Source organism: Bacillus sp. SJS, assembly GCF_000732485.2.
Lineage (GTDB): Bacteria > Bacillota > Bacilli > Bacillales > Bacillaceae > Metabacillus_B > Metabacillus_B sediminis.
The window spans coordinates 1-26,979 of the sequence record NZ_JAQV02000031.1; the positions used below are offsets into that span (position 1 = coordinate 1).

28 protein-coding genes are annotated in these 26,979 nt (G+C 42.1%); 23 read left to right on the forward strand and 5 right to left on the reverse strand.

Going from position 1 to position 26,979, the window contains the following annotated elements; all coding sequences use genetic code 11:
- Nucleotides 1-805: 805 nt before the first annotated feature.
- The 6 genes from proC to AS29_RS17535 all read left to right on the forward strand — a co-directional run bounded on the left by proC (nt 806) and on the right by AS29_RS17535 (nt 7,000).
- Nucleotides 806-1,645 (forward strand): pyrroline-5-carboxylate reductase, encoded by an 840-nt coding sequence (proC, locus tag AS29_RS17510; protein WP_156505975.1) that lies wholly within the window; start codon nt 806-808, stop codon nt 1,643-1,645.
- 18 nt (nt 1,646-1,663) lie between these two features.
- A complete protein-coding gene (gene proB, locus AS29_RS17515; protein WP_035411285.1) occupies nt 1,664-2,788 on the forward strand; it encodes a glutamate 5-kinase in 1,125 nt (374 codons plus the stop codon).
- Between the two features lie 18 nt (nt 2,789-2,806).
- Nucleotides 2,807-4,069, forward strand: coding sequence for a glutamate-5-semialdehyde dehydrogenase (locus AS29_RS17520; protein WP_035411288.1), 1,263 nt, complete (start codon nt 2,807-2,809; stop codon nt 4,067-4,069).
- A 265-nt stretch (nt 4,070-4,334) separates the two neighbouring features.
- Nucleotides 4,335-5,186 (forward strand): Cof-type HAD-IIB family hydrolase, encoded by an 852-nt coding sequence (locus AS29_RS17525; protein ID WP_035411290.1) that lies wholly within the window; start codon nt 4,335-4,337, stop codon nt 5,184-5,186.
- A 22-nt stretch (nt 5,187-5,208) separates the two neighbouring features.
- Nucleotides 5,209-6,234 (forward strand): nicotinate-nucleotide--dimethylbenzimidazole phosphoribosyltransferase, encoded by a 1,026-nt coding sequence (gene cobT, locus AS29_RS17530; RefSeq protein ID WP_035412001.1) that lies wholly within the window; start codon nt 5,209-5,211, stop codon nt 6,232-6,234.
- Nucleotides 6,235-6,634: 400 nt separating this feature from the next.
- Nucleotides 6,635-7,000, forward strand: a complete 366-nt coding sequence (locus AS29_RS17535) for a helix-turn-helix transcriptional regulator (protein WP_035411293.1) — start codon at nt 6,635-6,637, stop codon at nt 6,998-7,000.
- A gap of 15 nt (nt 7,001-7,015) precedes the next feature.
- Here AS29_RS17535 and AS29_RS17540 read toward each other — a convergent pair whose 3' ends face one another.
- Nucleotides 7,016-7,591 (reverse strand): DUF2179 domain-containing protein, encoded by a 576-nt coding sequence (locus AS29_RS17540; protein WP_231889980.1) that lies wholly within the window; start codon nt 7,589-7,591, stop codon nt 7,016-7,018.
- Nucleotides 7,592-7,786: 195 nt separating this feature from the next.
- On the opposite strand from AS29_RS17540, the gene AS29_RS17545 reads away from it, so the two are divergent.
- The 5 genes from AS29_RS17545 to AS29_RS17565 all read left to right on the forward strand — a co-directional run bounded on the left by AS29_RS17545 (nt 7,787) and on the right by AS29_RS17565 (nt 12,913).
- Complete coding sequence (locus tag AS29_RS17545) at nt 7,787-9,121, forward strand: MFS transporter (RefSeq protein WP_442854541.1); 1,335 nt, start codon at nt 7,787-7,789, stop codon at nt 9,119-9,121.
- A gap of 95 nt (nt 9,122-9,216) precedes the next feature.
- Nucleotides 9,217-10,092: a DMT family transporter gene (locus tag AS29_RS17550; RefSeq protein WP_035411300.1), complete on the forward strand. Its 876-nt coding sequence runs from the start codon at nt 9,217-9,219 to the stop codon at nt 10,090-10,092.
- Nucleotides 10,093-10,167: 75 nt separating this feature from the next.
- Nucleotides 10,168-11,091, forward strand: a complete 924-nt coding sequence (locus tag AS29_RS17555) for a ketopantoate reductase family protein (RefSeq protein ID WP_035411303.1) — start codon at nt 10,168-10,170, stop codon at nt 11,089-11,091.
- 44 nt (nt 11,092-11,135) lie between these two features.
- On the forward strand, nt 11,136-11,501 hold the full coding sequence (locus tag AS29_RS17560; RefSeq protein WP_035411306.1) for a thiol-disulfide oxidoreductase DCC family protein: 366 nt from the start codon (nt 11,136-11,138) through the stop codon (nt 11,499-11,501).
- Between the two features lie 575 nt (nt 11,502-12,076).
- Nucleotides 12,077-12,913 (forward strand): VanW family protein, encoded by an 837-nt coding sequence (locus AS29_RS17565; RefSeq protein WP_156505977.1) that lies wholly within the window; start codon nt 12,077-12,079, stop codon nt 12,911-12,913.
- A gap of 117 nt (nt 12,914-13,030) precedes the next feature.
- Here the strand turns inward: AS29_RS17565 and AS29_RS17570 are convergent, their stop codons facing one another.
- Nucleotides 13,031-13,783, reverse strand: a complete 753-nt coding sequence (locus tag AS29_RS17570; RefSeq protein ID WP_035411308.1) for a (S)-benzoin forming benzil reductase — start codon at nt 13,781-13,783, stop codon at nt 13,031-13,033.
- 81 nt (nt 13,784-13,864) lie between these two features.
- On the opposite strand from AS29_RS17570, the gene AS29_RS17575 reads away from it, so the two are divergent.
- The gene (locus tag AS29_RS17575) at nt 13,865-14,503 is read left to right on the forward strand and encodes an SGNH/GDSL hydrolase family protein (RefSeq protein WP_442854542.1); all 639 of its coding nucleotides are present in this window, start codon (nt 13,865-13,867) and stop codon (nt 14,501-14,503) included.
- 156 nt (nt 14,504-14,659) lie between these two features.
- Here the strand turns inward: AS29_RS17575 and AS29_RS17580 are convergent, their stop codons facing one another.
- Entirely contained in the window at nt 14,660-15,046 is a 387-nt protein-coding gene (locus tag AS29_RS17580) for a sporulation protein (protein WP_035411313.1), read from the reverse strand.
- 240 nt (nt 15,047-15,286) lie between these two features.
- On the opposite strand from AS29_RS17580, the gene AS29_RS17585 reads away from it, so the two are divergent.
- The 6 genes from AS29_RS17585 to AS29_RS17610 all read left to right on the forward strand — a co-directional run bounded on the left by AS29_RS17585 (nt 15,287) and on the right by AS29_RS17610 (nt 19,322).
- Nucleotides 15,287-15,577, forward strand: a complete 291-nt coding sequence (locus AS29_RS17585; protein ID WP_035411316.1) for a putative quinol monooxygenase — start codon at nt 15,287-15,289, stop codon at nt 15,575-15,577.
- A 92-nt stretch (nt 15,578-15,669) separates the two neighbouring features.
- Nucleotides 15,670-16,284 carry a TetR/AcrR family transcriptional regulator gene (locus AS29_RS17590; protein WP_035411319.1) on the forward strand — a complete coding sequence of 205 codons (615 nt, stop codon included), beginning with the start codon at nt 15,670-15,672 and terminating at the stop codon, nt 16,282-16,284.
- 73 nt (nt 16,285-16,357) lie between these two features.
- Complete coding sequence (locus AS29_RS17595) at nt 16,358-17,014, forward strand: peroxiredoxin-like family protein (protein ID WP_035411321.1); 657 nt, start codon at nt 16,358-16,360, stop codon at nt 17,012-17,014.
- Between the two features lie 60 nt (nt 17,015-17,074).
- Entirely contained in the window at nt 17,075-17,749 is a 675-nt protein-coding gene (gene rpiA, locus AS29_RS17600; RefSeq protein WP_035411323.1) for a ribose-5-phosphate isomerase RpiA, read from the forward strand.
- An 11-nt stretch (nt 17,750-17,760) separates the two neighbouring features.
- Nucleotides 17,761-18,723, forward strand: coding sequence for a quinone oxidoreductase family protein (locus AS29_RS17605; RefSeq protein WP_035411327.1), 963 nt, complete (start codon nt 17,761-17,763; stop codon nt 18,721-18,723).
- A 74-nt stretch (nt 18,724-18,797) separates the two neighbouring features.
- Nucleotides 18,798-19,322 carry a DUF6241 domain-containing protein gene (locus tag AS29_RS17610; protein WP_051860805.1) on the forward strand — a complete coding sequence of 175 codons (525 nt, stop codon included), beginning with the start codon at nt 18,798-18,800 and terminating at the stop codon, nt 19,320-19,322.
- Here AS29_RS17610 and cls read toward each other — a convergent pair.
- Both cls and AS29_RS17620 read right to left on the reverse strand, forming a co-directional pair.
- Nucleotides 19,314-20,525, reverse strand: coding sequence for a cardiolipin synthase (cls, locus tag AS29_RS17615; protein ID WP_051860806.1), 1,212 nt, complete (start codon nt 20,523-20,525; stop codon nt 19,314-19,316). The genes AS29_RS17610 and cls overlap by 9 nt on opposite strands.
- 125 nt (nt 20,526-20,650) lie before the next feature.
- Nucleotides 20,651-21,643, reverse strand: coding sequence for an LLM class flavin-dependent oxidoreductase (locus AS29_RS17620; protein WP_035411330.1), 993 nt, complete (start codon nt 21,641-21,643; stop codon nt 20,651-20,653).
- 135 nt (nt 21,644-21,778) lie between these two features.
- On the opposite strand from AS29_RS17620, the gene AS29_RS17625 reads away from it, so the two are divergent.
- The 5 genes from AS29_RS17625 (at nt 21,779) to AS29_RS17645 (ending at nt 26,902) form a co-directional block, all read left to right on the forward strand.
- Nucleotides 21,779-22,504 (forward strand): YqcI/YcgG family protein, encoded by a 726-nt coding sequence (locus tag AS29_RS17625; RefSeq protein ID WP_035411334.1) that lies wholly within the window; start codon nt 21,779-21,781, stop codon nt 22,502-22,504.
- A 129-nt stretch (nt 22,505-22,633) separates the two neighbouring features.
- A complete protein-coding gene (locus AS29_RS21940; RefSeq protein ID WP_035411337.1) occupies nt 22,634-24,109 on the forward strand; it encodes a TerD family protein in 1,476 nt (491 codons plus the stop codon).
- A gap of 43 nt (nt 24,110-24,152) precedes the next feature.
- On the forward strand, nt 24,153-25,229 hold the full coding sequence (locus AS29_RS17635; protein WP_035411339.1) for a PQQ-dependent sugar dehydrogenase: 1,077 nt from the start codon (nt 24,153-24,155) through the stop codon (nt 25,227-25,229).
- A 412-nt stretch (nt 25,230-25,641) separates the two neighbouring features.
- On the forward strand, nt 25,642-25,848 hold the full coding sequence (locus tag AS29_RS17640) for a hypothetical protein (RefSeq protein WP_035411342.1): 207 nt from the start codon (nt 25,642-25,644) through the stop codon (nt 25,846-25,848).
- A gap of 514 nt (nt 25,849-26,362) precedes the next feature.
- The gene (locus AS29_RS17645; RefSeq protein WP_035411346.1) at nt 26,363-26,902 is read left to right on the forward strand and encodes a GNAT family N-acetyltransferase; all 540 of its coding nucleotides are present in this window, start codon (nt 26,363-26,365) and stop codon (nt 26,900-26,902) included.
- Nucleotides 26,903-26,979: the final 77 nt, after the last annotated feature.

The window sequence follows — 26,979 nt, forward strand, 5'->3', positions numbered from 1 at the left end:
AATAGAATATGGAGAATAGGGCTCGAAGGCAAAGAGTAAAACCGGAAAGGAAAATCCACGCGCCTCCTCTGTGCTAGTCGCATTTAGATGAACGCACGTGCCGAGTTTGTGGCAAGGTCCTTTATACGGAAAGATAAAATGTGAGAACCCACGAATATCAGAGTGCTAACCGCCGTTGAAATTTTTGCCTTCGTGCCGTGTCCTTCCTGTCTTTTCCATAAAAAAGTAGGAGGTAATTAAACCGCTGTTTGTCGAAATACCGCAAAAAAAAAGAAGCCAAAATGAGCTTCTCTTCTTAAACATGGTCAAAAATAGTACCTAACCGAAGAATGAGTGGAGGCCTTGACAGTTTCGTTCATATCAGGAGGCTCACCGCCCGCCCCGCTGGTCGCCTGCAACGGAAATCAACAGCAAAGTTTAACAGAGCTTAAGAATAAAGAGAATCTCGGCAGGAAGTACGGAAAGGTAAACGGCTGCCCTGCTGATATCTTAAGCTGAAATCAATTGGAAGAGCGGTCGTTAAATATCAGAACATTAAGAATTAAATGGGAATTTGCAAGCGCTTACTCGTATGTGCATCATATAAATACTCGGTTATTAGAGGATTTTTGCCGTCTTGACACTATTTGCGGTCATGTTACGATAGGTAACGTTAATTAATTATACGAACAAAATGCGAACAGTGAAAACAGCGTAAATACACCGTAAGAGAAATGGATCGTAATCCGCTTTACCTTAAAAAAATCCATTCAATAAAATCTTGTTAAAAGTTGATTTAATTAGGTGCAAACAGGGGGTCAATATTATGAAGGAAATAAAAATTGCATTTATAGGGGCAGGATCTATGGCTGAAGCCATGATATCGGGCATAACGGAATCACGCACAGTAAAAAGGGAAAATATTTACGTAACAAATAGAAGCAATCGTGAAAGAAGAGAAGAGCTAGTTCTAAAATACGGAATACAAGCCATGCATACAGAAGAACTGCCATATGAAGAAATGGATGCATTTATCCTGGCTATGAAGCCTAAGGATGCAGAAAAAGCTATGAAGCCGCTCAAAGAAAAAATTCAGCCGGAACAAACCATTTTGTCGGTTCTCGCGGGAATATCCAATCAGTTTATTGAAGCATGCCTTCACGGCGGACAGCAGGTAATCAGAGTGATGCCAAATACATCGAGCATGATAGGAGAGTCAGCCACAGCGTTATCGCCAAGTCCGAATGTTTCAATGGAAAACGTTTGGATGGCGGAGGAATTAATGGCATCTATTGGAAAGGTATTTGTAATAAAAGAAACCCAGATGGATTTATTTACCGGAATTGCAGGCAGCGGTCCCGCTTACTTCTATTATTTAATGGAAAGCATTGAAAAAACAGCAGAAGAAAATGGAATGGACCCTGAAATGGCCAGGAAAGCAGGAGCCCAGACAATTTTAGGGGCAGCGAAAATGATGATGAGCAGGGAGGAAACACCGGCACAGCTTAGGGAAAACGTTACGTCTCCAAATGGAACCACAGCAGCCGGACTTGAAGCCTTTAAATTTAACGGAGGCGGCCATGCTATCGCACAAGCGATTTTATCAGCCGCTGAACGGTCTAAAGAAATGAGTGAACAATTAGAGGAAGCGATTTTGGTTAAGTAATCATAGGAGTGATCACAGTTGACTAATAAAAAACGCATTGTCATTAAAATTGGAAGCAGCTCTTTAACCAGTCTTCACGGAGAAATCAGCAGAAGGAAGCTGAAAAGAATTGTAGAGGAAGTTGTGGAATTAAAGGAAGAAGGACACGAAGTTCTCCTCGTATCTTCAGGAGCAGTAGCGGCAGGATATCGCAAGCTTGGCTGTGTAGACCGGCCGACGGCATTAACAGAGAAGCAGGCAGCAGCATCCATTGGTCAGGGCCTGCTGATGGAGGCGTACTCGGAATACTTCCTGTCCCATGGATATGTGGCTTCCCAAATTCTCATAACGAGAAGTGACTTTTCTGATGAGAAAAGATATATGAATGCGCGAAATACATTAAAAATTCTGCTGGATCGAGGCATTGTTCCGATAGTAAATGAGAATGATACAGTCACAATTGACCGGTTGAAGTTCGGAGACAATGACACTCTCTCCGCTAAGGTGGCAGGGTTAGTGGATGCAGATCAGCTCATCATCATGTCGGATATAGACGGATTATATGATAGTGATCCCAGGAAAAATCCGCATGCAGAACTTCTATTAAATGTGCATGAAATCACATCCGAGATTGAGGATTCTGCCGGTGATCCAGGGACCGGTGTAGGAACAGGCGGGATGAAGTCTAAAATTGAAGCATTTAAAATCACGATGGCTTCAGGAATCCCGGCTTTTCTAGGGAAATCGGGAATAAAAGGATTGATTGGGGATGCAGTCAGCGGTACTGCTAAAGGAACCTATTTTAATCCAAGCATGGCAGGTGACGGTTTGGATCACCGCAAGCAATGGATTGCCTTTAATTCAGGACCAGAGGGAAGCGTAACCGTCAATGATAAAGCAAAAACCGCTATAGTAGAGCATTCAGGTGAACTGCATGCTCAGCACGTCTTAAACGTATCAGGCCGATTTAAGCATGGTGCCGTTGTGAGACTTAAAGATGATCGGGGAGAGGAAATAGGACTCGGTATCGTCAACTATTCATCTGAACAGCTTTCAAATTTCCGAGGCTTGGATGTAACAGGAATGGATGGGAATGCAAAAGCAATAGTGGACAGCGAAGGCTTAGTCTGCCGGCTGGATTTTCCTATGCCAGCGGGCGTATAATCTGATGGGAGGAATTGGATGACTTTATTAATGGAAAGTCAAACAGTAGAGGACCAGGCGATTAAGGCAAAAAAAGCAGCAAATGTTTTAAAGATGCTGGATACGAAAACGAAAGACCGTGCTTTGGAAAAACTCGCTGATGAATTAGAAGCTAACATCCCGTACATTCTAGACGAAAATGCAAAAGATCTTGAGGCGGGAAGAAAAAAAGGGTACGACGAAGCGTATATGGACCGTTTAAAATTGAGTGAATCAAGAATCAAAGAACTTTCCGGCGGGCTTAGAAAGCTTATCGATCTTGAAGATCCTGCAGGTATAATACAGGAAAAGTGGGAGCTTGATAACGGACTGTCGGCTGAAAAAGTTTCCGTTCCTTTAGGAGTAATCGGGATGATTTATGAAGCCAGACCAAACGTAACAGCCGATGCTGCAGGGCTTGCGCTTAAATCAGGCAATGCGATTGTGCTAAAAGGTGGTTCCTCTGCTCTTTACTCCAATCAAGCGATTGTAAATATTCTGCATCAGGGATTATCCAAAACGGACATTCCGGAAGACGCAGTCCAGTTTATTTCAAGCACAGACCGTAAAGCAGCACAGGAGCTATTTACAATGAAAGAATACATTGATGTTCTCATTCCGCGCGGAGGCGGAGCATTGATCCATGCGGTCGTGGAAAATGCTACTGTACCTGTGCTGGAGACAGGAGTCGGCAATTGCCACATTTATGTCGACAAACACGCAGATAGTGAAAAAGCATTATCCATTATCGTGAATGCTAAGACAGACCGTCCTGCTGTTTGTAACGCTGCTGAGACGATCATTGTTCATAAAGAATGGCTCTCTGCTAATAAAGACATATTGAATGAGACACTTAAGAGAAATAAGATTAAAGTTCATGCTGATCAAGCGGCAATGAATGTTTTGGATGGAGCCGCCGCAGCCGGAGAGCCGGACTGGGCAGATGAATATTTAAGCTTGGATGTTGCAGTGAAAACAGCTGAAAATATGGAGGATGCGATTCATCATATTGACCGGTATGGAACGAAGCATTCCGAAGCAATCATTACAGAGGATGCAGATTCCGCCGAAGAATTTCTTAACAGGGTGGACGCAGCGGCTGTTTATCACAACGCTTCAACACGGTTCACTGATGGGAGTGCATTAGGCTTTGGAGCAGAGATCGGCATCTCGACACAAAAGCTCCATGCAAGAGGTCCGATGGGTCTTCCGGCATTAACTACGACAAAGCTCAAGCTTAAAGGGAATGGTCAAATCAGATAGCATCCGCCAGCCGGTTCCATTTTCGGAGCCGGCTATTTTAAATGGTTGCTGTTCTTAAATCGTTTTTTTGAACGAAAACGATTTGGTCCATTGGCTTAATTTTCCTCTACGCTGACAGCGGGCAGCCCGCAGCACAGAACAAATTCCAATCTCAGCAGCCAAGTTAAACAGTGCTTCAAAATAAAGCAAAGTCATGACGAACGAGCATAATACGTGTAAGATAGATATGCAGCAAGGAAGATTGAAGATAAAGGAGACATACATAATGAAACTGATTGCAATTGACTTAGACGGAACGCTGCTTTCATCGCAGCTGGAGATTTCTGATGTGAATCGAAATGCACTATTAAAAGCGCAGGAAGAGCATCATGTCATGATTTGTTCCGGCAGGGCACCAGAAGATATTCAGGCAGTTTTAAAGGAATTTAATTTGCAATGTGATCTTGCCGGGAGCAATGGGACAGTTGTTTATTCGAAAGGAAAACTCCTATCGAGGGTATCGATCAGCGAAAGTGCAGTCAAGGAATCGGCAGCTTTGCTTGATAAAAAGAATGTACCGTATAAAATTTATACGAGCGAAGGCATCTACGTCCTGAACAGCTGGGCTGAACGGACAACCGCCGCATTAGAAGCACTGGATGGCAAGCATTCCATATCAGAAGCTGAATATAAAAGAATTACGGAACAGCCAAAAGCGGATGGAGCTGTAAAGCTCTTTGATTCTGTTGAAGAATTATTGAACAAAGAAGGACTGTCTATTCAAAAATTCTTTATCTTAACCCTTGATCAAGCTTTAAAGGAGGAGCTGCTCCCAGCCCTTGAGAGCATCGACGGTATTGCCCCGACTTCTTCTGGTCCGAATAACCTTGAAATCATGAATCCAGACGGCCATAAAGGGCAGGGACTTCAAATTATGGCTTCCCATTTAGGTATTAAAATGGAGGACACGGTTGCGATAGGAGATAATTTCAATGACGTCCCTATGATGGAAGCTGCGGGATTATCCATTGCTATGGGAAATGCAGATCCGGATGTGAAGAAACTTTGTGACAGAGAAACTCTTACCAATAATCAAGATGGTGTAGCACACGCCATCACTCATTACATAATGGGCTGAATGGGAGAGAGCGGCGATGAACATGGCATTCAATATCAAACCAATAGACCGGCTTTCGGGTGAAAAAGCAAGCGAGCATATTAATCAGCTAACAAAACCCCTTGGAAGTTTAGGAAGGCTTGAAAGTCTGGCTGTTCAGCTTGCAGAAATAACAGCCAATCCGTTTCCTTCCGTTTGTCCGCCCGGCGTCCTTGTTTTCGCAGCCGACCATGGCATTACAGAAGAAGGAGTTTCTGCATTTCCTTCAGACGTTACGGCGCTTATGGCTGTAAATTTCAGCAGCGGAGGGGCAGCCATTAACGTTTTCGCAAGAATGATTGAAGCTCAGATGACGGTAGTTGACATAGGGATAAAAGGACATCAGGTTTTCCCGGGAGTTCAAGCTTGTAAAATCCGTATGGGAACAGCTAACTTTGTCAGAGAAAAAGCCATGTCTGAATACGAGGCTGAGCAGGCAATCTCGACCGGCAGGGAGCAGGCTGCGGCAATGATCCAATCAGGCGTGAAGTGCCTCATCCCAGGAGAAATGGGGATTGGGAACACCACCTCGTCAAGTGCTCTTCTTGCTGCCATCACAGGCCTTGATGTTCACGCCATTACAGGCTATGGAACGGGGATTGAAGAAAAGAAGAAAGCTCGCAAATCCGAGCTAATCACCATTGCCCTTGAAAAGCACCGTCCCGATAAAGAAAATGCCCTTGAATTGCTCTCAGCAGTAGGGGGACTTGAAATCGCCGGAATGTGCGGAGCAATCCTTTCAGCAGCTGAACACAGGATCCCAATCCTTTTGGACGGATTCATCTGCACGGCGGCAGCGTGTCTTGCCGTTCTCATTTCTCCGAATGTCCGTGACTATTTAATTGCAGGCCATTTATCGGAAGAACCAGGACACAAGAAAGCACTCGAGTGGCTCGGTCTGGAACCTCTTTTAAAGCTCCAGCTTAGGCTTGGGGAGGGAAGCGGCGCAGCGCTTGCCTACCCAATTGTAAAGGGAGCAGCAAAAATGCTCTGTGAAATGGCAACTTTTGAACAAGCAGGAATAAAATAAGTCAATAAATCTTGAAACTGCCGGACTTGTTCCGGCAGTTTTTTTTGTGGAATTTAATATAAAATCATTATGTAAATTAAAACAAATAGAATCATGTTCTAAATAATCAATTAGATGTCTTTTCCAATGAACATTGTTCTAAAAGAAAAAGCATGGCTATATTAAAGCATAATGTAAATTTTTAAAACCCTGAAGCTTGGAGCGGAAAGCAAATGCCTGCAGTTAAGTTTAATTGAATAAATAACCAACAAAAACCATTCTAAATAAACTATGTTCTAAATAATCACTCTAAAACTAAAAACCGTAATAAAATGTAAAAAGAAGCATTTTAAAAAATGGGAAAGGGAAATCATGTTCTATTAGCGAAAGGAGTAGTATGCTTTCAATAGGAGGGGACAGAATGAAAGAATCAAGAAACAGCAGCGGTTTCCTGCTTAAACAGCGGGCATTTCTTAAATTATATATGATCACACTGACAGACCAGAAAAGGCTTTATGGGCTTAAGCTGCTGGATAATATGAGAGATGAATTCAGAAGATTTGGCTATAAGCCGAATCATTCTGAAGTATATAAAGCTCTTCATGAATTAATTGATGATGGCGTATTAAAGCAGGTGAAGAAAAAGAAAGAGGGAATGAAGCTTCAGGAAGTTGTATTCTACGAATTTCGGGATTTTGACGCTGCGATGCTCTATAAAAAGCAGCTTAAGGTTGAACTTGAGCGATGTCAAGGGCTAATTGAAAAGGCGATTAAAGATAATTTTTAAAAACAAACGGGCGATTCATTGAGAATCGCCCGTTTTTGCTTGTTCCTGATTTTTTTCACTGTTAAACTTTTTAGCTCTTTTTTTCATGGAATTAACCATGTAACCGCCTTTAAATGATCTCAATTCATAGGAAGTCATAAACGCCTTCGGTTCAATTTCTTCTACAATTTCCATAAGTTCCTGCTCTCTTGATCGTTTGGAAACAATATCCAAACGGTAGCGCATGGAGTTTAAGCCTTGTCCGGTGAAAACCGTAACTCCGAAGCCGGCGTTTCTTAGCGCATGAACTAATTCGTCAGAACGCTCATTAAGATTAACGTGGTGGGTAACATAGCCGATTGCCAGCCTGTTTTCAAGTTTGCCGCCTAAATACAGCCCAACGCTGAAGCCCAGAACATAGGCAATAATGTTATAAATATTAGAAAGGTCCTGAAAAACAATTCCAAGTGCCACGATGTAAATCGCAGCTTCCATTAATCCAACGCCAGCGGCAGCTCTCGTTTGATTTTTAACTAAAAAGATCGTCCGAAGAGTAAGGATTGGAACATATAAAATCTGCAGGACGAAAATCAAAAGCGGCTGTAAAAGCAAAAAGAAAACCCCATTTCTGTAGAAGTACATTTATGCAATAAGGACAGTATAGTATGTTTGCCTGTACATGAAAAGACAATTTTAGAATTTGTATTTAATCATTATGTTCCCCTGATTTAACATTGAAAACCATTTGAGAATAAAAAGGGTAGCAGGATAGGGAGCGGGGAAGGTTAATAGGGGTTTAACAGGCAAATGAAGGAGAGGATTTTCATGGGTGATGCAGCGATTCAAAGACCGAAGGGGAAAAATACGAGATGGGCGATTTCCTCCCTCTTATGCAGCATAATTATCCTTAATTATTTTGACCGGGTTGCGATCGCGGTCGCGGCGCCTGAGCTGCAGGACAGCTTCAACCTGTCCGCTACAGAGATTGGTATTGTTTTTTCCATATATAATTATGCTTATACGATGATGCAGCTGCCTATAGGAACAATGCTCGATAAATGGGGAGTATCATGGATTACAAGAATCGGTATGGCGGTATGGAGCATATTAACCATCATTTTCGCATTTATAAGCGGAAAGCTGCTCCTTTACCTATTAAGGTTCTTAACTGGAATCATGAGCGCTTCTGCTTTTCCGGCTGCTTCTAAAGCCACGGCAAACTGGTTTCCATATCATGAACGGGGTCTGGCAAATTCTTTATTTGATTCCGCCGCAAAATTTTCGAATGTACTTGGAGGACCGCTAGTTGCTTTATTAATTACATTTTATGACTGGCGCACTGCCTTTTTGGTTTTAGGAATCATAAATGTCATCTTCACACTTATTTTTTGGAGCTATTACGACGAGCCTGGCAGACATAAAACCATTTCAGAAGAAGAAATCAATTATATTCAAAAATATGGAGCAAATACTTCAGATATCCCGGTTCACCGGGCAAAAGACGTATGGAAAAAGCTTTTTACCAGCAGAAAGGTATGGGGAGTCACCATTGGTTTTACCGGATACGGGTATACATTTAATCTTTTATTGCTATGGCTCCCTACTTATTTTAAAGAAGAATTCCAGGTTGACCTCTTATCGTCCTCTTTGCTGACCGCTATTCCATGGCTAATTGCTTCTATAACGGGAGTAGCGGTGGGAGGATGGCTCGTTGACCGGCTGATTCAAAAAGGGCACAAATCGAATCGGGTTTACAAAGGTATCATTATAATCGGAATGCTGATTGGTTTTTCATTTCTTGGCGCCATTTTTCCCAGCAATCCGATTCTCTCCATGGTATTTATCTCCATTGGCCTTGCCGGAATATCTGCCACGGCACCAATCGGATGGACAATTGCATCCAAAATTTCTCCACCGGGTGCACAGGGGCAGACAAGCTCTATCGTTAACTTCTCGAATAATTTATTCGGAGGAATCATAGCGGCTGCCCTTACCGGATACCTTGTAGATAAAACCGGGTCGTTTCATTTATCTTTCATGATTGCAGGAGCGGTTCTTGCAATCGGACTGTTCTTTTATACGATTGTCCTGGGAGATATAAAAACGGTTGAATTTGGTAAAACGGAAAAAGAGAGCAAGTGAAGCCATTGGGAGGCCATTATGGAATTGGCGATTTTGTGCTGAACAAACGTTAACAGCATATATATAAGGACAGGTCTTACTCTGGAGGTATCGTGTTGCGAGAGGGATTTGTCTTTAAGTTATATGCATTAGCGGCAGTTGCTTTTTGGGGGATTTCTTTTGTCTCCAGTAAATCCTTGCTTCAGAACCTGGATCCTTATACAATCGTGGCGTCAAGATTCGGACTGGCTTCTTTACTTCTTGGACTGGCAGGTGCCGTTTTTAATATCCCTTTAGCTATCAGATTGAAACATTTACCCCAGCTTGTAATCCTCGGTGTTTCCGGTGTGTTCATTCATCAGTGGATTCAAGTGCTGGCTCTTCAATACATTGATGCCGTTTCCGCTGGCTGGCTGATTGCCTGTTCCCCTGTTTTTACCGTCATCCTATCGGCCGCACTTTTAGGGGAGAACATGACGAAAAGCAAAGGGTTCGGAATGGCTGCAGCCCTCGCAGGTGTACTTTTTGTCGCTTCCAGTGAGGGATTTAAAGCTTCATCTAATGCAGGTGTTGCATTAATGGTGCTCAGTACACTTAATTGGGCAATTTACTCCATCTTATTAAAAAAGTTATTTGTGCCTTACCCAATAATCACGATTGCGTTTTACACAAGTGTCATTGGTTCTCTGCTGATGCTTCCGTTTACGATAAGAAATGGGGGCTGGCATGCTTTAGTTACAATGCCTGATCATCAATGGGCGCACCTTCTTTTTCTGGCAATCTTTGTTTCTGCAGCCGCCTATTGGTTTTGGGGAAAGGCGTTATCAAGGATGAATGCCTCAAGCGTGGCAGCTTTTCTGTATATTGAGCCTCTATTTACCTTGGCTGCAGGAGCAGTCCTCCTGCAAGAGAGAATGGCAGTTTCAGCACTAATAGGAGGGGCTATGATTCTATTTGGTGTCTATTGGATGAATAAGAAACTGCCAGCTTGAATATAACCAGATACTTTCCTGCTTTTTCTCTGTTCATGTATAATTTAGTAACGGGATTAAAAGAGGAGGTATCCAATGAAATTTTTAGTTGTTGGAGCAGGAGCTGTGGGGGGATATTTTGGAGGAAGACTCGCCGAAAATGAACAGGATGTAACGTTTCTTGTACGGGAAAAACGGAATCGGCAGCTTGCTGAAACAGGCCTGATTATAAAAAGCGTTCATGGTGATTTCAGCTTTCAGCCAGAAACCATAACAAGCGGAGATCTGGGAACATACGATGTGATCCTTCTTAGCACAAAAGCCTACCAACTTGATCAGGCAATATCCGATATTGCACCGTACGTTCGGGAAAATACGGTCATTATACCGATGCTGAACGGGATGAATCATATACATAAGCTGAAAGAGCGGTTTTCTGATCATCAGGTTCTAGGGGGTCTGTGTTTCATAGAGTCTGATCTATCACCGGAAGGTTTCATTATTCAGACCAGCCAGACCCACCGTTTCGTTTTTGGAGAATGGGATGGGAGCATGACGGAAAGGGCCCGGAATGTCGAGCATGCATTTAATGGAAGCAAAAGTGATTCAAAAGCAAGCCGCTTAATTGTGCAGGATATGTGGGAGAAATACCTCTTTATCGCAGCTATGTCCAGTGTAACCACACTTTTCAGACAGCCGATTGGGCCAATTAGAGAAGTGCCTGAATCAAGAGAATTTCTAGCAAGGCTGTTTAAAGAATTGGAATCTGTAATGAGACAGGCAAATGCACCTCTGTCAGAACAAATTACAGAGAAACATATGCAAACAATTGATCAGATGAGTTATACAATGAAATCTTCTATGCAAAGAGACATGGAAAAACACGGGAATGTTGAAGCAGGACATCTGCAGGGATATCTTTATAATATGGCGAACGAGACAGGTATTTCAGTACCGAATTTGCATGCTGTTTACTCAAATTTAAGGTTATATGAAAAATCCAGGGAATCCTCGTTTTAAGCTGCTTCACATTGTGGTAATGAACAGGTATAGGAGGAGATATTTTGAAGCATGTCGTGTTCTATGATGCGCAATGTCCATTATGTTTTCATTTGAAAAAATTCCTTTCCTCATTAGACTGGCAATGCAAAATCAAATGGTCTTCTGTACAAACGATAGAAGAAACTCCCTTTGCATTCCTGAGAGATCGTCCTTTACTTGAAAAAATCCATATGATTACAAGAGATGAAGAGGTCTTAGCCGGAGCGCATGCATTAAGGGAGATTTTTCTTGCCATGCCGCTTACAAGGCCGCTTGGAATCATTATGTATATTCCATTCGTGATAAAAGCAGCAGAGATTATTTACTCACAAGTTTCTACGAGCCGGTTCAAGTGGTTCGGCCGATACAGCCAGCCCCGGTATGAATGATTTGAAAAGTGAAGCTGGACGATTCAGTCACTGATATGATTAAGCTGAATCGTGACACAGCTTCTTTTTTCTTTTTTTTCCTCTTTCTATCTTAAGCCTAATAGTTTAGTTTTTTGGTGAAAATGGTACTATATACACATGTGTCATTTCTCTTAAGTGGTAAAATCTATAGGTGTTCATTCCAAAATTTATTTGATTCATCCAAGGAATGGATTTAATTTTCTCTTATTATTAGGATCTATTAAAGCCTGATGTTGATTACTGGAACCTGTTAATTGGAGTGGAAAGCGCGAGACTTGATCTTTTGAACAGCGGGACAGGTGAGTCCACGCACTCGCGAAGCGAAGGGGAGGCTCACCGCCCGCACAAGGATATGGGACCGAGTGCTAATTGCAGTCAACAGCCAAGTTTTAAAGCTTTTTATTAAAATATGAAACATTTTCCATGGTTTAAACGTTTTATAGGGGAGCAAGAAATAAATAGTGAATTGGGAGAGAGAGCAATTGTTAAAACAATCAGCCATTGTGTTAGGACTATTGTATGCTGGAGGATGTGCAGCAGCAGGGGGGGGCACAGTGGAAGTAACTAAGCCAGAAGATTTAATGACAAAAGAGACCGTTCTTGAAGCGAAAGATTTCAGCCGCAAAGTGGAGTTAATTGATTCCAGAACAAATGATGTTCTTTATACGTATGATTCCTCGAATGGTGATATAGATGCCGATTCAATCGCAGATGATCTAGCAAAGAAAATTGATCAGCCTATGGTGCCGGCAAAGTTAGGTGCTAACGGACAATTTTCAGCCGGGCAGAAAAGAGTGGTCCTGGATGAAGAAAAAACATCCGGCATGCTTCAAAATTTAAGTGCTTACGAAAGCCGAATTACGCTTCCGATTGAAGAAAGTGTACCGAATGTGAAAGCAGAAGATATCAGCGGGATTACGAATCAGGTAATCGGTGAGTACAAAACAGATTTTAATCCTGCAGTTAAAGGCCGGGTCCATAATATTAAATTGTCATCAAACGCGATTAATAACATTGTACTTGGTCCTGGAGACCGCTTTTACTACAATTTAATCGTTGGCGAAAGAACGGAAGCAAGAGGCTTTCAAAAAGCTCTTGAAATCGTAAATAAAGAGTTTGTAGAAGGGGTTGGAGGAGGAATCTGCCAGACATCTTCGACACTTTATAACGCAGTAGAAAATGCAGGACTCGAAATTATTGAGCTGCATCACCATTCCAAACAGGTTGGATATGTACCGAAAGACAAGGATGCGACGGTTTCGTGGGGCGGACCGGATTTCAAATTTGAAAACAGCAAGGATTTTCCTGTCTTGATCCGTTCGACAGTTGATGAAGTAAATGGGGCCATGACCATTCAAATATTAAGTGCAGTAAAGACGGTAAAAAGCTAATAACAAAGAAAGAACCCGCTAAATTAAATAAGCGGGTTCTTTCTTTGTTTCATTCGGAAACAGCCGGTTTACTTCCTGGATGATGTCCTTTCAATTCCTTTTTTAAGAGAAGTTGGTTCAAGCATCACGGATATCCATAATCACTTCGCTTCCGAAATGATCGTCAAAGAGGACAGTCAGCAGTTTCTCTGCGGCAAAAGAAGGCGAATAAAGCTTTCCTTCTTCCTTTAATTTTATAAATCGGTTCTGCTGCGGAAATTTGCCTTCTTCTAAACTGCGTATGTGCTCCTGCATACTCGTATCAACGACACCCGGAGCAATGGAAACACATTTAATCCCATTTGTTCTATGTTTTTGTTCTTCAGCGATACAGCGTGAAAAATGATCTAGCCCGGCTTTAGAAGAGCAATAGCTGCTCCAGCCTTCATAGGTTTTCCTGGCTGCTCCTGAGGAAATATTCATAATTCTTTTTTCTGCAGGGATATCAGCCGTTCTCTTAATAAATTCGGAAGTTAATACCATAGGAGCAATAAGGTTAACCGAGATATTCTGTACCATTTCACCTGCTGATGCAAGCTCTGCTGGCACAACGGGCTGAACAGTACCGGCATTATTCAGTAAATAGATGCCTTGCAGATTCTCAAAACGAAAGGAAGAGAAAATATGTTCCATAAGATCTGGAATCGATTCTGCTTTTGATAAATCTGCTTGAATTTCTAAGAAAGGGGCCTTTTTCTCTTCAGCTTTCTGCTGGAGAAATTCACTCCTTGATCTTGATAGACAGATAACGTGATGTGCTGTATTCAGCAATTGAGAGGCCAGCTCTTCCCCAAGACCTCTTGATGTACCTGTAATGATAAAAGTTTTCATGAGAATGCCTCCAGGCTGTTATGATAAAATGATAATCATACAATTGCTAACACTATATCGCATAAAAAGGAGCGAATGCCAGTGTTTGTTCATAAAAACTTGCCAGTTGGAAAAATGGTTTTTATCGGAGACAGTATTACAGATTCCGGCCGGAAGTCCGATCCTGAGAACCTGGGTCATGGATATGTGCGGTTAATAAGAGATTATTATGTATTAGAAGGGCTGGGCTCCAAAATCGAGGTATGCAACAGGGGAATTAGCGGCAATCGAGTGACGGATCTTGCATCACGCTGGGAAAAGGATGTTATTAATGAAAAGCCCGATTTTCTTACAATTTCTATTGGGATAAATGACGTCTGGAGACAGCTTGATCAGCCAGGTATGAAACAGGTGATGCCAGATGATTTCAGAAGAATCTATGAGCAAATTTTAGACGAAGCAGCAGCAAAAACAAAAGCTCGTTTAATTTTAATGGAGCCTACAGTAATTGAAGAAGATCTTCAATCTGAAGGGAATAGGAAGCTCATTCCATACATAAATACGGTAAAAGACCTTGCATTGAAGTTCAATGCAATTTTAGTTCCGGCCCATCAGGCGTTTACTGAAGTGCTTCACGTCAATGAGAGAGTCCCTTTAACAACAGATGGAGTGCATATGACTTCCACCGGTAATCTGCTAATGGCTAAATCGTGGATTGAATCGGTTAGTCAAGTTATATAATAAAAAGGTTAAGTTATAAATCCTGGTGTTGAATTTTGACACCTTTTGATCGGAGCGGAAAGCGAATGCCTGCTAACTGCAATTAACAGCCAAGTTTACCAGATAATAAAAAACGGGAAGTCCGATTTGACAGCTTCCCGTTGAAGTTTGAACATACTATTGTGGTATAACCCTGATTTCATCATGATCGAGACTGTCCGTCCCATTTTCAAAAATAAGTTTCGTGACAAACTTGTAGGTCGTCTTTTCATCCGTCAAAGGTAATTGCTCCGGCAATCTGCATTTAAAAGAGATGGCCCTATTTTCTTCTGCCATCACTGTGGAAGCAGTGTATATACAGTTGTTTAGGATATGAGTTTCTTTTCCATTCAGGGTTTGAACAAGATCGGATTCAATTCTTTTTAATTTTTGTTCAATGGTTCCCCCATAAATATCGTAGCGACCATTAATGACGTCACCCTGTTTATAGATTTCGCTGTCTAGTACTAAATCAATTTTAGCTGCGCCAATCCCAAGACGGGACATCCATTTTCTCAATAGCATATTGTCAACCTCTCCATTTTCATTCGATATGATGTATACGAGGCAGTGATCATAAAGGTTTCGTCTTTTTTTGCATTTCTAGTCTGTCTACCAACAGAATATCAAATTCTCTATTCATGATAAACCGAACGTTTTGTGACAAAAACTGAAGCAAATAAACGACATCATCTCCGTTAAATCCATGTGTGATGTTACACGAATAATCTAATATAGTTTGCGTAATTAAGAGGAGGGGCCGCTATGATCAGCATTACAGCTTATATGAATGTAAAACCGGGGTACCGGGAAGAGTTTCTTGAAAAAGTACAGCAGGTAATTGAACATACAAGAGAAGAAGAGGGAAATGTCAGTTACCGCCTATATGAAGAAACAGGCAATTCCAATCAATTTGTGATGCTCGAGCAATGGAAGGATCAGCACGCCATAGACGTTCACAATCAATCTGACCACTTCCAGACTTTTTTCGCAGCAGCTAAAAAAATACTTGCTGAACCTCTCACATTAAAGCGATTTATTAATGATGATGATTAACACTAGCCCGATCCTTCTTGGATCGGGTAATATTATGGCGTCATATTTACAGACCACTGGTCGGTTTTTGTAATAATGAGGGGAGGGATGTCATGAAACAGCTTGCGAGACGTATTCGATCAGAGCAAAAGATTACAGAATCGGCTAAACAGCTTATTGCAGAAAAAGGGTGTCATCAGACAACATTTGCTGAATTAATGAAGATAACGGGCCTGTCAAAAGGTGCAATTTATCATTACGTGTCAAGCAAAGACGATTTGATGGCAAAGGTTCTGCAAAACCTTTTGGCAGAAAGCAATGACCGTTTTTTTTACAAGCTGTCTGAAGGCCAAAAATCAATGCTGGATCCAGCAGACGTATTGGCGGAACAGATCAGGGTGATGGAAGATGCAGAACAGATTATCGGAAAGATTTTTGTCTATTTGGTTTCTCGCACAGATCATCAAACTGCACGGGATGCCCTTGATGATTTTTATGACAGTCTCTATCAATTCGCATTGCTATGGATTCGTTCCGGTCAGCAAAATGGGACAATCCCAATTGAGCTCAATCCTTCGAAGGCGGCGGAGTTGTATATGCTGCTGCTTGACGGCTTCAGGCTGAGGTCCACTCTTTATCAATCCGACTTTACACTCAACTCTGATGAACTTTCTGCGGTTTTGAGCCAGCTTTTCAGCAGGAAGGATTTGTTATCATCGTCCAGTTAAGCATATAAGGAGCAAGTCTGGCCAAAACTTGATACGATGGTTTCAAGTTTAAGGAGATGAAGGAGGATTTGAAATGGCTGAAGTACAGTTGCGTGAAGACTTTAAAGAATATTTGGAGCAGTTCAAGAAAAATACTCCTAAAGAAACACGGGAGAAAATGGAGCAAGCGATTCGGGAGCTTGAGAATTCTCAAGAAGGAAAGGGCCTTCAGGTTGGTGATCAAATTCCTGATTTCGTTCTGCCGGATGCGAATGGCAAGGAAATCAGTATAACGGATATCCTGAAAAAAGGACCTGCTGTTATCACATTTTACAGAGGCGGATGGTGTCCATATTGCAATATGGAGCTTAAAGCGTATCAATCCATTTTGGATGAGATTCATAATGCGGGAGCTGAGCTTGTAGCCATCAGTCCGGAAAGTCCTGATGCATCACTCAGCACGAAAGAAAAAAATGACCTGTCCTTTCATGTTTTAAGTGATCAAGGAAATAGGACGGCACAGGACTTTAATCTTGTTTACCGTATGCCCGAGTATTTAATTGAAATTTATAAGGAAAAGGGATTGGATATTCCCGGACACAATGGAGATGAATCCTGGAGTATTCCTGTATCCGCTACCTTCATTGCCGACCAAAACGGAAACATTATCTATGAATATACGAAAGCCGATTACAAAGATCGGGCTGAGCCTTCTGAAATTCTTGCTCAATTAAAACAGATCAATTACTAAATAACGAAGCTGTCTTTACTTTTTGAATATGGACGCTTTATAGTGAGGCTGGTGTATGGCATGAATGAGAAAAAACAAGCAGGTGAATATGCTGCAGGCTTCATAAAAGACGGAATGACGATTGGATTAGGGACAGGCAGTACAGTATATTATGCATTGGCGAAAATCGGTGAATTTATTGAACAGGGAATGACACTTAAAGGTGTCGCTACTTCCACTGCCACTGCGAGGATTGCTAACAGCATGCACATCCCTTTAATCGATTTGAATGACACAGAAAAAATTGATCTGACAATTGACGGCGCTGATGAAATTGATCCTAAATTCAATGGGATTAAAGGGGGAGGAGGCGCTCTTCTCCGTGAAAAGCTTGTCGCAAATGCTTCGGATAAAATCATTTGGGTGGCGGGCCACACGAAATTGGTACAAAAGCTGGGGAAATTCCCTCTGCCTGTGGAAGTCCTATCGTTTGGTTCAAACCATACGGGACGGCTTCTTGAAAAGGAACATTTACATCCGATCCTGCGCAAAACCAAGACTGGAGAGACATTTTATACAGATAGCGGAAATGTCATATATGATTTGCATTTGGATGAGATTGCAGAGCCAGGAAAGCTGGCTGAAAGGCTAAAACAATTTACTGGCGTTGTGGAGCACGGGCTTTTCCTTGCACACCCGAATGTAGTGATTACGGGAACAGGCGGAAGTGTGGTCATCCGTGAGAATAAAAAATAAGGAGATTTGGCATGAAAGCATTAGTGTTCGAAGAATTTGGAGGACCAGAGGTATTAACGTATAAAGAGATTGACAAGCCTGTTTTAAAGACCGATGAAATTTTGGTCCGCATTGAAGCTGCTGGCTTAAACTTTGCAGATGTGTATAGAAGAAAAGGGAATTATCATTTGGCAGGCAAGCCGCCTTACATTCTCGGTTATGAGGGAGCGGGTATTGTTGAGGATGCAGGGAATCATTCCGGAATCAAACCGGGTGACAGAATTGCGTTTGCAGATGTTCCTTATGCAAATGCCGAATATGTTGCGGTCCCTGTTGATAAGGCGATCCCGATCCATGACGGTATCACATCCGACATAGCCGCATCTGTCCTTTTGCAGGGATTGACCGCACAATACTTAACGAGAGACAGCTATCAGGTAAAAGAGGGGGATGTAATTCTCGTTCATGCTGCAGCCGGCGGTGTCGGCCAAATTTTGGTTCAAATCATTAAAATGATGGGTGGAAAAGTGATTGGCTTAACCTCTTCTGCAGAAAAAAGAGAGGCCGCGTTAAAAGCAGGGGCAGATGAAGTATTTCTATATCATGAAAATTGGACGGAGAAAACGATGGCCTATACAAATGGAATAGGTGCAGATGCCGTATATGAGTCTGTCGGCTCCACCCTAAATGAAAGTTTCGCTGCCATCCGAATTGGCGGGACGGTCATTTTTTATGGAATGGCCGGCGGTGATCCTCTTCCTGTTGATCCGAGGATGCTGATGGATCAATCCAAGACCCTGACAGGCGGAGATTTATGGAATGTCCTCACTTCAAAAGAAGAACGCGTAAATCGTTCCTCAGAGCTCTTTAATTGGATACTAGATGGGCATATCCGCATTCAGCCTCCGCTTTCATTTCCAATGGAAAAAGGTGCAGATGCTCATAGACTTCTTGAGAGCCGCAAAAGCACCGGTAAAATTTTACTTAAACCATAATAATTGAAACCCTCCCAATCATTTACATAAAACATGGAAAAAGTGGTACAATCAGGATTGAGGGAGGGGTTTTCATGCCTGAAAAAAGAACCGAAAAAAGAGCCGCTAAAGGAAGGCTGTCCATCATTGCGATTTCGGCAGCATCACTAGGTTTAGCAGGGACTTTATTCTTTTATTTGTACGGGGAGCCTGTTCAAAATCAGGAGCAGCATGCAAAAGCAGCAACCGATCAAAAGGGTTCAGCTTTCCATTATTTTTCGGCTAGCAGGGAATGGGATGATGCCGCATTTCAGCAGGTCCTTCATTACATGTCCCATCAAAAAATAGCTGCTCATAATAATGAAAAATGGGGAGCCATTAAAATTACAGAAAATCGAATTGGAACTTTAGCTGACCTTTTAGATAAACATTATACCGAGCTGGAGCATGCAGATGTTTATAAAGATATTTTGTCGCGCTGGGAATACGGTGATTTCTCTCATGCTGTATTGGATCACAACTCCATTTGGACTATCCAGGGAGGGACCATTGGAAAGGCAACCCGTCTGCTGTCTGCTGAAGAAGAGGAAAAATATATTAAAGATGAAAACTTAAAATAGCTCGTAAATCCATTCAGGGGTACGTTCAAGCATTCTTTCCCAGAACGGTATTTGATCATACATGTCTTCCGTAAGGATGCGGCTGGAGGAGAAATCCTTTCGCAGCTCCTTTTTTGTTTCTGCAATAAATGATTTGGAATAGAAGAAACAGTTCGCTTCATCATTTATAAAAAGGCTCCGTTTATCCCAGTTGGCTGTGCCGATGTCCGCCACATAATCATCAATAACCATGACTTTTCCGTGAAAAAATCCTTTGCGGTATAAATAGATGACAGCCCCATTTTCGAGAAGCTTCTTCGTTCTTGGATAGCTTGGCGGTTTCGTATACCAGTAGTCAGGCTTATCAGGTATCAGCAGTTCAATCTTAACCCCTCGTTTTAATGAGGCGAGCAAGGACTTCATCAGCTCATCAGTTGGTATAAAATAGGGAGTAGCAATCATAATGCTGCTTTTGGCATTATGGATCATGCCTATTAATTTCTTTTCCAGATCATCACCAGTTGAGAAAACAAATTGGTAGCGGTCAGAGCCTGTACTATGGGTTTTTGAGATGGGAGGCTGAATGGTTTTTCCCGTGTCTTCCTTCCAGTCTTTTAAAAACTGTTTTGTTATTTCTTCAGAGCCAGAGCCCGTCAGCCGAACGTGATAATCTCTCCAATACCCAAACCTTTGATCATTTCCAAGATACTCTTCCCCGATATTAAATCCGCCAATATACGATAACCTTCCATCGATTACAGCGATTTTACGGTGATTGCGGTGATTTAAGCGATAAAAAAAATGCTGGTAGGAAAGCGGCCTGCTATTGGCATACTGCGCGCCGCTTTTTTCAAGTTCTCGGATCATCAATTTTGTGATGTCATTTCCGCCGATTGCATCAACTGAAAGTTTCACATCAACACCTTGCTCCGCTTTTTTTTGAAGAAGAGCAAAAAATTCTTTGCTTACGGCATCATCCCGGATGATAAAGAAGTGGATATAAATAAAGCTCTGCGCCTCCTCAATGTCTTTATAAAGAGAACGAATCAGGGTTTTTCCGTCAGTAAAAAGACTCGCATCTCCGGTTGAAATAGGAGACGCGAGAATCGGATGCTGCCTATTATAGGATTCTGCCCCTGATTTCACATCGTTTACGGCTGTATAGGCAATGCCGGTTAAAGCGGCGGCAGATACGAATAGAATGATTATGATTTTCTTCAGCACACAGAAAACTCCCCGCCTAAGCGATTCCTTAGTCGATCCATTTAAAAAGGAATTGAAACCCGCATCAAGGTTTTACATTTTAGGGTTAGTATGTCACCTGATTTAATCTGCATGCGCGTTACTCATTATAAAAATAGCTCTGCAAGTCTTGAAAAGGAGTGCTTTTTCTGGTCAAAAGAATAGACATTCGTCAAAATCATGATTTCATCCGTTTCGTACCGATCGGATAACTCGTTCATTGCTTTCTTCACCTTATCAGGTCCGCCAATGATCATTCTCTTTCGATTGATTGCCATTCTTTCACGGTCTGCCGCAGATCGAACCACTGACTTGGCTTCTTCAATGCTTGGTACCCGGCTGTCAAGTCCTTTTTCTACTCGGAGAAGCCATAAATCCTGACTATATGCAAGTTCCTCAGCGTGATCATCGTCTTTCCCGCAAATGACGAAAACGGCTGCCAGAGACTGAGGGGATGCGGAAAATAGAGAAGGGACAAAATGTTCCCGATAATCCCGGAAAGCTTCCCGTCCTCTATCCGGCTTAATAAAATGGCCGAACACATAATTCAAACCAAGCTCTGCTGTTTGCCGTGCACTGTTTTCCCCCAGTCCCAGAATCCAAACCGGGGGGATGGATTCGGGAAGAGGAGCAGCCTTGATTCCATGGAATGGATGGTCTGATGGTAATGAATCGGTTATATAATAAATAAGATCCTTCAGCTTCCTTGGAAATTCACTCAAGTCTCTTGCCGCACCATCCAAAAGCGCCTCTCTAACCTTTCGTGTGCCTCCGGGTGAGCGGCCGACGCCAAGATCAATTCTTCCGGGGAATACAGCTTCAAGCTGCCGGAAGTTTTCTGCTGCTTTGTAGGGACTGTATTGAGGAAGAAGCACGCCGCCTGAGCCCACTCTGATCCTTGAGGTTATGGAAGCGATATACGACATCAGAATTTCTGGAGAAGTGCTGGCAAGTCCCCTTGTCCCGTGATGTTCCGCAAACCAGTATCTGGTGTATCCGAGGAATTCTGCATGCTGAGCAAGCTCAGCTGTCTGCTGTAATGTTTCGGTAATGCTCATGTTTTTAGAAACCGGAACCTGGTCGAGTATGCTAAGTTTCATAAATGGTTCATTTCCTTCAACTTGTTTTTTACAGGATGCCACAACAGAAAGTCTTTACGCAATCGGAACGCATTCATTGTTTCTCTTTTTTCTTAACAGGGAATGGTATATGGAGTATTTTAAAGGAGGCTTATCATGCAGACTATTTCATCTTTTCTTTTGACTAAGGAGGATATGACGAATCCCGAAGTTGTGCCTCAATGGGTGATCGATGAATATCAAACCTTTCATGGCGTAGTTACAGACGCAACTTTTCCTTGCTATTTCGGAATGAAAGCCGAAAAAAAGGGAGAACTGCGGTATGCATACATAACAAGAGAGGATTGGTCAAACCTTCCTAAGGCCGTTGAGCAGTTTTTGACCCTCTTTAAAGAACCACCTTATACACGCCACGGTCTATTTGTTTTTATGGAACCTGAAACAGAGGAAGGGGAACTTGATTTATACAGGAAACGTTTTTGGGACATTTTGCAGTACCTTCATGAACAGGATCCGAAGCCATGGCCGGTGGATGCACCTAAGGATCCAGATCATCATTTATGGGATTTTCATTTTAATGGAGAGCCATTTTTCATTTTTGGAAATGCGCCTGCTTACAAGCAGCGGAAAACGAGGCACCTTGGAAACAGCCTCGTATTGGGTTTTCAGCCAAGAATGATCTTTGAAGGTCTTGAAGGAACGGAAAAGGGAGGCATCATGTCCAGGGAAAAGGTGAGAGAAAGAGTAGAGAAGTGGGATCAGCTTCCGACACATCCTGACATTAGCCATTACGGTGATGTCGATCATAATGAGTGGAAACAGTATTTCATTGGAGATGATATTGAACCGATTAGGGGGAAATGCCCTTTTTCTCATAAATAACGGATTACTGAACCAGCAGACTGCATGCTGGTTTTTTTGTTTGGGTCTATTGTAATAATTTGGGGATGGAATGAAATAATGGTAGAATGGTAGAGAGAATATTCGTTATGAAGAAAGGGAGAGGTATCTGTGGGTGTAAGCTTGAGAAAAGGGCAGAAAGTGGATTTAACTAAGACAAACCCTGGTCTTTCTAAAATCGCAGTCGGTTTAGGATGGGACATTAATCAGATGGGGGGCTCTGCATTTGATTTAGATGCATCAGTCTTTCTGCTTGGGGAAAATGGAAAGGTCCCTTCAGATAACGACTTTATTTTTTATAATAATCCAAACGGTGCGTCTGGCTCCGTTCTTTATTGCGGAGATAACCGGACTGGCGCAGGAATGCAGGATGATGAACTAATCCGTATCGATCTAAATCGCGTCCCGCATAATTTTCAAAAAATAGCATTTACGATAACGATTCATGACGCTGCTGAAAAAAGACAGAACTTTGGTAAAATTTCTAATGCCTATGTCCGCATTTTCAGTGAAGATACAGGGATGGAGTTCATCCGCTATCAGCTTGGCCATGAGTTCTCAGTGGAAACAGCGATCGTTGCAGCTGAGCTTTACAGACATCAAAATGAATGGAAATTCAATGCAATTGGAAGCGGATTTGGCGGCGGGCTATCAGCGCTATGCAGAAATTTTGGAGTGACCGTAGATGATGAACCGGCTACTCAGAACCATCCTCAAGGATCAGAATACATACAGCCGAACCATCCGCCGCAGGGATCAATCCAGCAGAGCTACCAGCAGCAGAATGATTTTAGCCAAAACAGAGGCTATTCTTCCGGCGTTTATCAAGAGACACCGGGTATCAGTTCAAATCCATACCAGCAGGGGAATCCATCTGCACAGACATATAATGGAGCACAGGGCTACGAAATGAATCAGCTATCTTCCTACGCAGGAGGTCAGGTTCAAACTGCAGGCAGGACCACTTCTTGTCCAAGATGCCAATCCCAAAATGTGTCAGCCGGCAAGAAAGGCTTTGGAATCGGTAAAGCAGCATTAGGCGGGCTCGTCCTTGGACCGGTCGGATTGCTGGGGGGATTTATCGGCGGCGGCAAGGTTCAATTCAATTGTAATCAGTGCACATACAAATGGTCTCCGGATCAGAAGGATTTTGCAGCATGGGCGAATGAGCAGAAGCGGAATGCACAAGAGCTGCTGCAGCGCTTTAAAAGCCAGGATGTTATGGATGCGATTGTAGCAGGATGTGCATTGGTAAGTTTGGCAGATGGGCATATTTCTTCAGCAGAGCGGCAAAAGGTAAACGAGTTTTTTAATAATAGCCAGGAACTGCGTGTGTTTGATACAGCGAAAGTGAATCAGCGTTTTAACCATTTTGTGATGAATCTTGAAAGAGATTGGATGACTGGGCACGCAGAAGCAATGAGAGCTCTTGGAAATGTAAGAAGCAAACCTGAAGTGGGAAGGCTTGTTGTGCGTTACTGTGTCGCAATCGGTTTTGCAGATGGAAACTTTGATCCTTCAGAAAAACAGGCAGTAGCAGATATTTGCAGAGAGCTTGGCTTGAATCCATCAGAATTTTTATCGTGAATATCTTGACCTGAAAACCAGGTTGATTAAAGGAGAGGTATGGTTGAAGAAAATTTTTTCTTTCTGCTGTCTCTTTTTATTGATATGGCTTGTTTCCTGTTCGAGTCGCAGTGATAAGTCTGCAGAAGCTCCCCAGACGGATGCAAATGCCGGCAAGAAGGCGGAAATAATTGCTGAAAATCTCGATGTCCCATGGTCCATCAATAAGAGCGGAGACACTATTTTTCTATCTGAAAGAACAGGATCGATTGTCAAAATCGAGAATAAGAAGCAGATGAGAATGAAAGTAGAGCTAAAGGAGCCTCTGGCAAAGGTGCCGGAAGCGGGGCTATTAGGCTTTGTCCTTCACCCCGAATTTAATGAGAATGGGAAAGCATTTGCTTACTACACTTACGAAAAGCAGGGAATGATCCTGAATCGCATTGTTAATCTAGTGCTTGAGGGCGATTTCTGGAAAGAGGATGAAACTCTTTTAGACAGCATACCCGGCGGGCAGTTTCATCAGGGCGGCAGATTAAAAGTCGGCCCGGACGGCAAGCTTTATGCTTCCACGGGAGATGCTACAAAGGAAGAGATGGCCCAGAATCCGGATCTGATTGGCGGAAAGATCCTCCGATTGAATTTGGACGGCTCGATCCCGGGTGATAATCCTTTTGACAACTCATATGTTTACAGCTATGGACACCGAAATCCTCAAGGTCTTTCATGGAGTGAAGATCATGTCCTTTACAGCACAGAACATGGACCTGATGGATACGATGAAATTAACCGGATCGAACCGGGTAAAAATTATGGCTGGCCTACTATTACAGGAAGCCAGAAGAAAGCCGGAATAACAGCTCCCCTTATTCATTCTGGAAAGCCTTCTTGGGCTCCATCAGGTTCAGCTTATTCAGCCGGAACTCTTTATTTCGGTGCACTGGGCGGTGAAAGTGTAAAATCCTATTCAATTCGCTCCGGAAAATTAAGAACGGCCATCCATGGATATGGGCGAATCCGGGATGTGCTGATCGATGGAGATACGATGTATTTTGCCACCAACAATACGGATGGGCGGGGAGTTCCGTTTAAGAAGGATGATAAACTTTACAAATTGAACGTAAATCAAATCTCTGATTGAAGATTAATTCATGGTGTCTCCATAAGAAAACGGACCGCTTAAAGCATAATGGGTTCGGTTTTCGAGTACAAAAACTTAATTCGCACACTAATAAGCAGTCCAATTTGAAACTAAATCGGACTGCTTCTTTTTTTGTTGAATACTAAGGTTTTCTGTGACATTGTGGGTGTTTTAGCACCTAAATTCACACCCCTTTTAGGAGAGTGACTAAAATTCTCGTCAGTGTGATAATTCTTATGCTAATCGCTATGCGAATTGATGTGTAAAAAATTGTAATTTGTTTTTGGATATTTATGTTTAAAGAGGAGCTTATTCAACAAACGTAGCAGGATTGTTGAATAAGGAATTTGAATAAAATAGGACTATGCGTATAAGGGATGGGTAGATTGTAATAACTTCTGGACGAAATGAAATGATAAAAGCTTTAAAATTAATTGTTATCCCATTGTTAAGAGAAAAAGGATTTAAAGGTTCTTTTTCACATTTTCTGCGAGTTTTAGAAACCCGTATTGATCTCATTTCTTTTTTCTTGGCTCTGTTAAAGCCTGGTGTTGATTTTTATAACCTGTTGATTGGAGTGGAAGGCGTGAGACTCCTGCGGGAGCAGCGGGACAGGTGAGACCCCGCAGCCGCGAAGCGGCGAGGAGGCTCAGCGCCCGCCCCGCGGAAAGCGAACGCCTGCAGCGGAAATCAACAGCCAAATTTAACAGAGCTTTTTTCTTTGATAAATATAGTGGTGGTTTTATTGTTGAAATAGGAGCGTCACCAGTCAATGGTTTTACCATCAAATGAGGACCGCATTTTCCCCCTAATAAAGTAAACACTACTCACCACGTACCTTGTACTCGTCTTGAACCAACTGAAGACCACGACTCTTATAGATATGACGAAGAACCTGTTCAACATTAAATTTATGAAGTCTTAGCATATGAGGTTGGTTCCTCTTTTACCTAAAGCTGAAGAGTGTGGAATTCAGATAAATTAGCTCGTATTATAAAGAAAAAGACCAAACAACAAGGTGACATAAATTTTGATTAAACATATATCCCGTTATTAAGCTATCGGGTGCGATTCTGCATCAAAAGTTGTGCTTTTTATTAGTAAAATTGTAGCTGTACATTGGAGGTGTATGGATGAAAATAAGAATAGTTACTAAAGAAGAATATAGTTTTATTGAAGACTTTGTATATGAGATATTCAAAAATACCAATTATTCGGACGGAGTAGCTGAAAAAGCTTTAGTAAGAGAGATCCGAGAAAAACACTATTACATTCCCCTGCTTGATTTAGTTGTTGAGGAAAGAGGTGTGATTATAGGACACTGTATCCTCTCAAAACTTCCAATTAGTAATAAGTATGAAAATGAGATATTGATGTTATCACCAGTTTCAGTAGCAATTAATCATCAACGTCAGGGTGTAGGTAAGTATATGTTGGAGGAAGGAATTAAATTGGCTGCAAAAATGGGATATAAGGGAATAATTGTTGAAGGAGATTATCGTTACTATCAACGCTTTGGATTTAGAACATCAACTGAATTCGGAATATATGCATCAAAAAAAAATCTTCCACCTTCTGAGGAGAATTTGATGGCTATGGAGTTGTGTGAAAATGGTATGGAAAACATTTCAGGTGAAGTGGATTATTCAATTTATGATGCCTTGAGACATTGATAGGTAAGTTCGCATGTTACTCTTTAAGTTTTAGTATCCTTTGAACTAAAGGATGTTTTCTTTCAGCAATGATCTTC

Coding starts and splice junctions, on each gene's coding strand:
- proC (WP_156505975.1), top strand. CDS start 806: ATGAAGGAAATAAAAATTGCATTTATAGGGGCAGGATCTATGGCTGAA.
- AS29_RS17520 (WP_035411288.1), top strand. CDS start 2,807: ATGACTTTATTAATGGAAAGTCAAACAGTAGAGGACCAGGCGATTAAG.
- AS29_RS17525 (WP_035411290.1), top strand. CDS start 4,335: ATGAAACTGATTGCAATTGACTTAGACGGAACGCTGCTTTCATCGCAG.
- cobT (WP_035412001.1), top strand. CDS start 5,209: ATGGCATTCAATATCAAACCAATAGACCGGCTTTCGGGTGAAAAAGCA.
- AS29_RS17535 (WP_035411293.1), top strand. CDS start 6,635: ATGAAAGAATCAAGAAACAGCAGCGGTTTCCTGCTTAAACAGCGGGCA.
- AS29_RS17545 (WP_442854541.1), top strand. CDS start 7,787: ATGAAGGAGAGGATTTTCATGGGTGATGCAGCGATTCAAAGACCGAAG.
- AS29_RS17555 (WP_035411303.1), top strand. CDS start 10,168: ATGAAATTTTTAGTTGTTGGAGCAGGAGCTGTGGGGGGATATTTTGGA.
- AS29_RS17570 (WP_035411308.1), bottom strand. CDS start 13,783: ATGAAAACTTTTATCATTACAGGTACATCAAGAGGTCTTGGGGAAGAG.
- AS29_RS17580 (WP_035411313.1), bottom strand. CDS start 15,046: ATGCTATTGAGAAAATGGATGTCCCGTCTTGGGATTGGCGCAGCTAAA.
- AS29_RS17585 (WP_035411316.1), top strand. CDS start 15,287: ATGATCAGCATTACAGCTTATATGAATGTAAAACCGGGGTACCGGGAA.
- AS29_RS17590 (WP_035411319.1), top strand. CDS start 15,670: ATGAAACAGCTTGCGAGACGTATTCGATCAGAGCAAAAGATTACAGAA.
- AS29_RS17595 (WP_035411321.1), top strand. CDS start 16,358: ATGGCTGAAGTACAGTTGCGTGAAGACTTTAAAGAATATTTGGAGCAG.
- rpiA (WP_035411323.1), top strand. CDS start 17,075: ATGAATGAGAAAAAACAAGCAGGTGAATATGCTGCAGGCTTCATAAAA.
- AS29_RS17605 (WP_035411327.1), top strand. CDS start 17,761: ATGAAAGCATTAGTGTTCGAAGAATTTGGAGGACCAGAGGTATTAACG.
- AS29_RS17610 (WP_051860805.1), top strand. CDS start 18,798: ATGCCTGAAAAAAGAACCGAAAAAAGAGCCGCTAAAGGAAGGCTGTCC.
- AS29_RS17620 (WP_035411330.1), bottom strand. CDS start 21,643: ATGAAACTTAGCATACTCGACCAGGTTCCGGTTTCTAAAAACATGAGC.
- AS29_RS17625 (WP_035411334.1), top strand. CDS start 21,779: ATGCAGACTATTTCATCTTTTCTTTTGACTAAGGAGGATATGACGAAT.
- AS29_RS17640 (WP_035411342.1), top strand. CDS start 25,642: ATGATAAAAGCTTTAAAATTAATTGTTATCCCATTGTTAAGAGAAAAA.
- AS29_RS17645 (WP_035411346.1), top strand. CDS start 26,363: ATGAAAATAAGAATAGTTACTAAAGAAGAATATAGTTTTATTGAAGAC.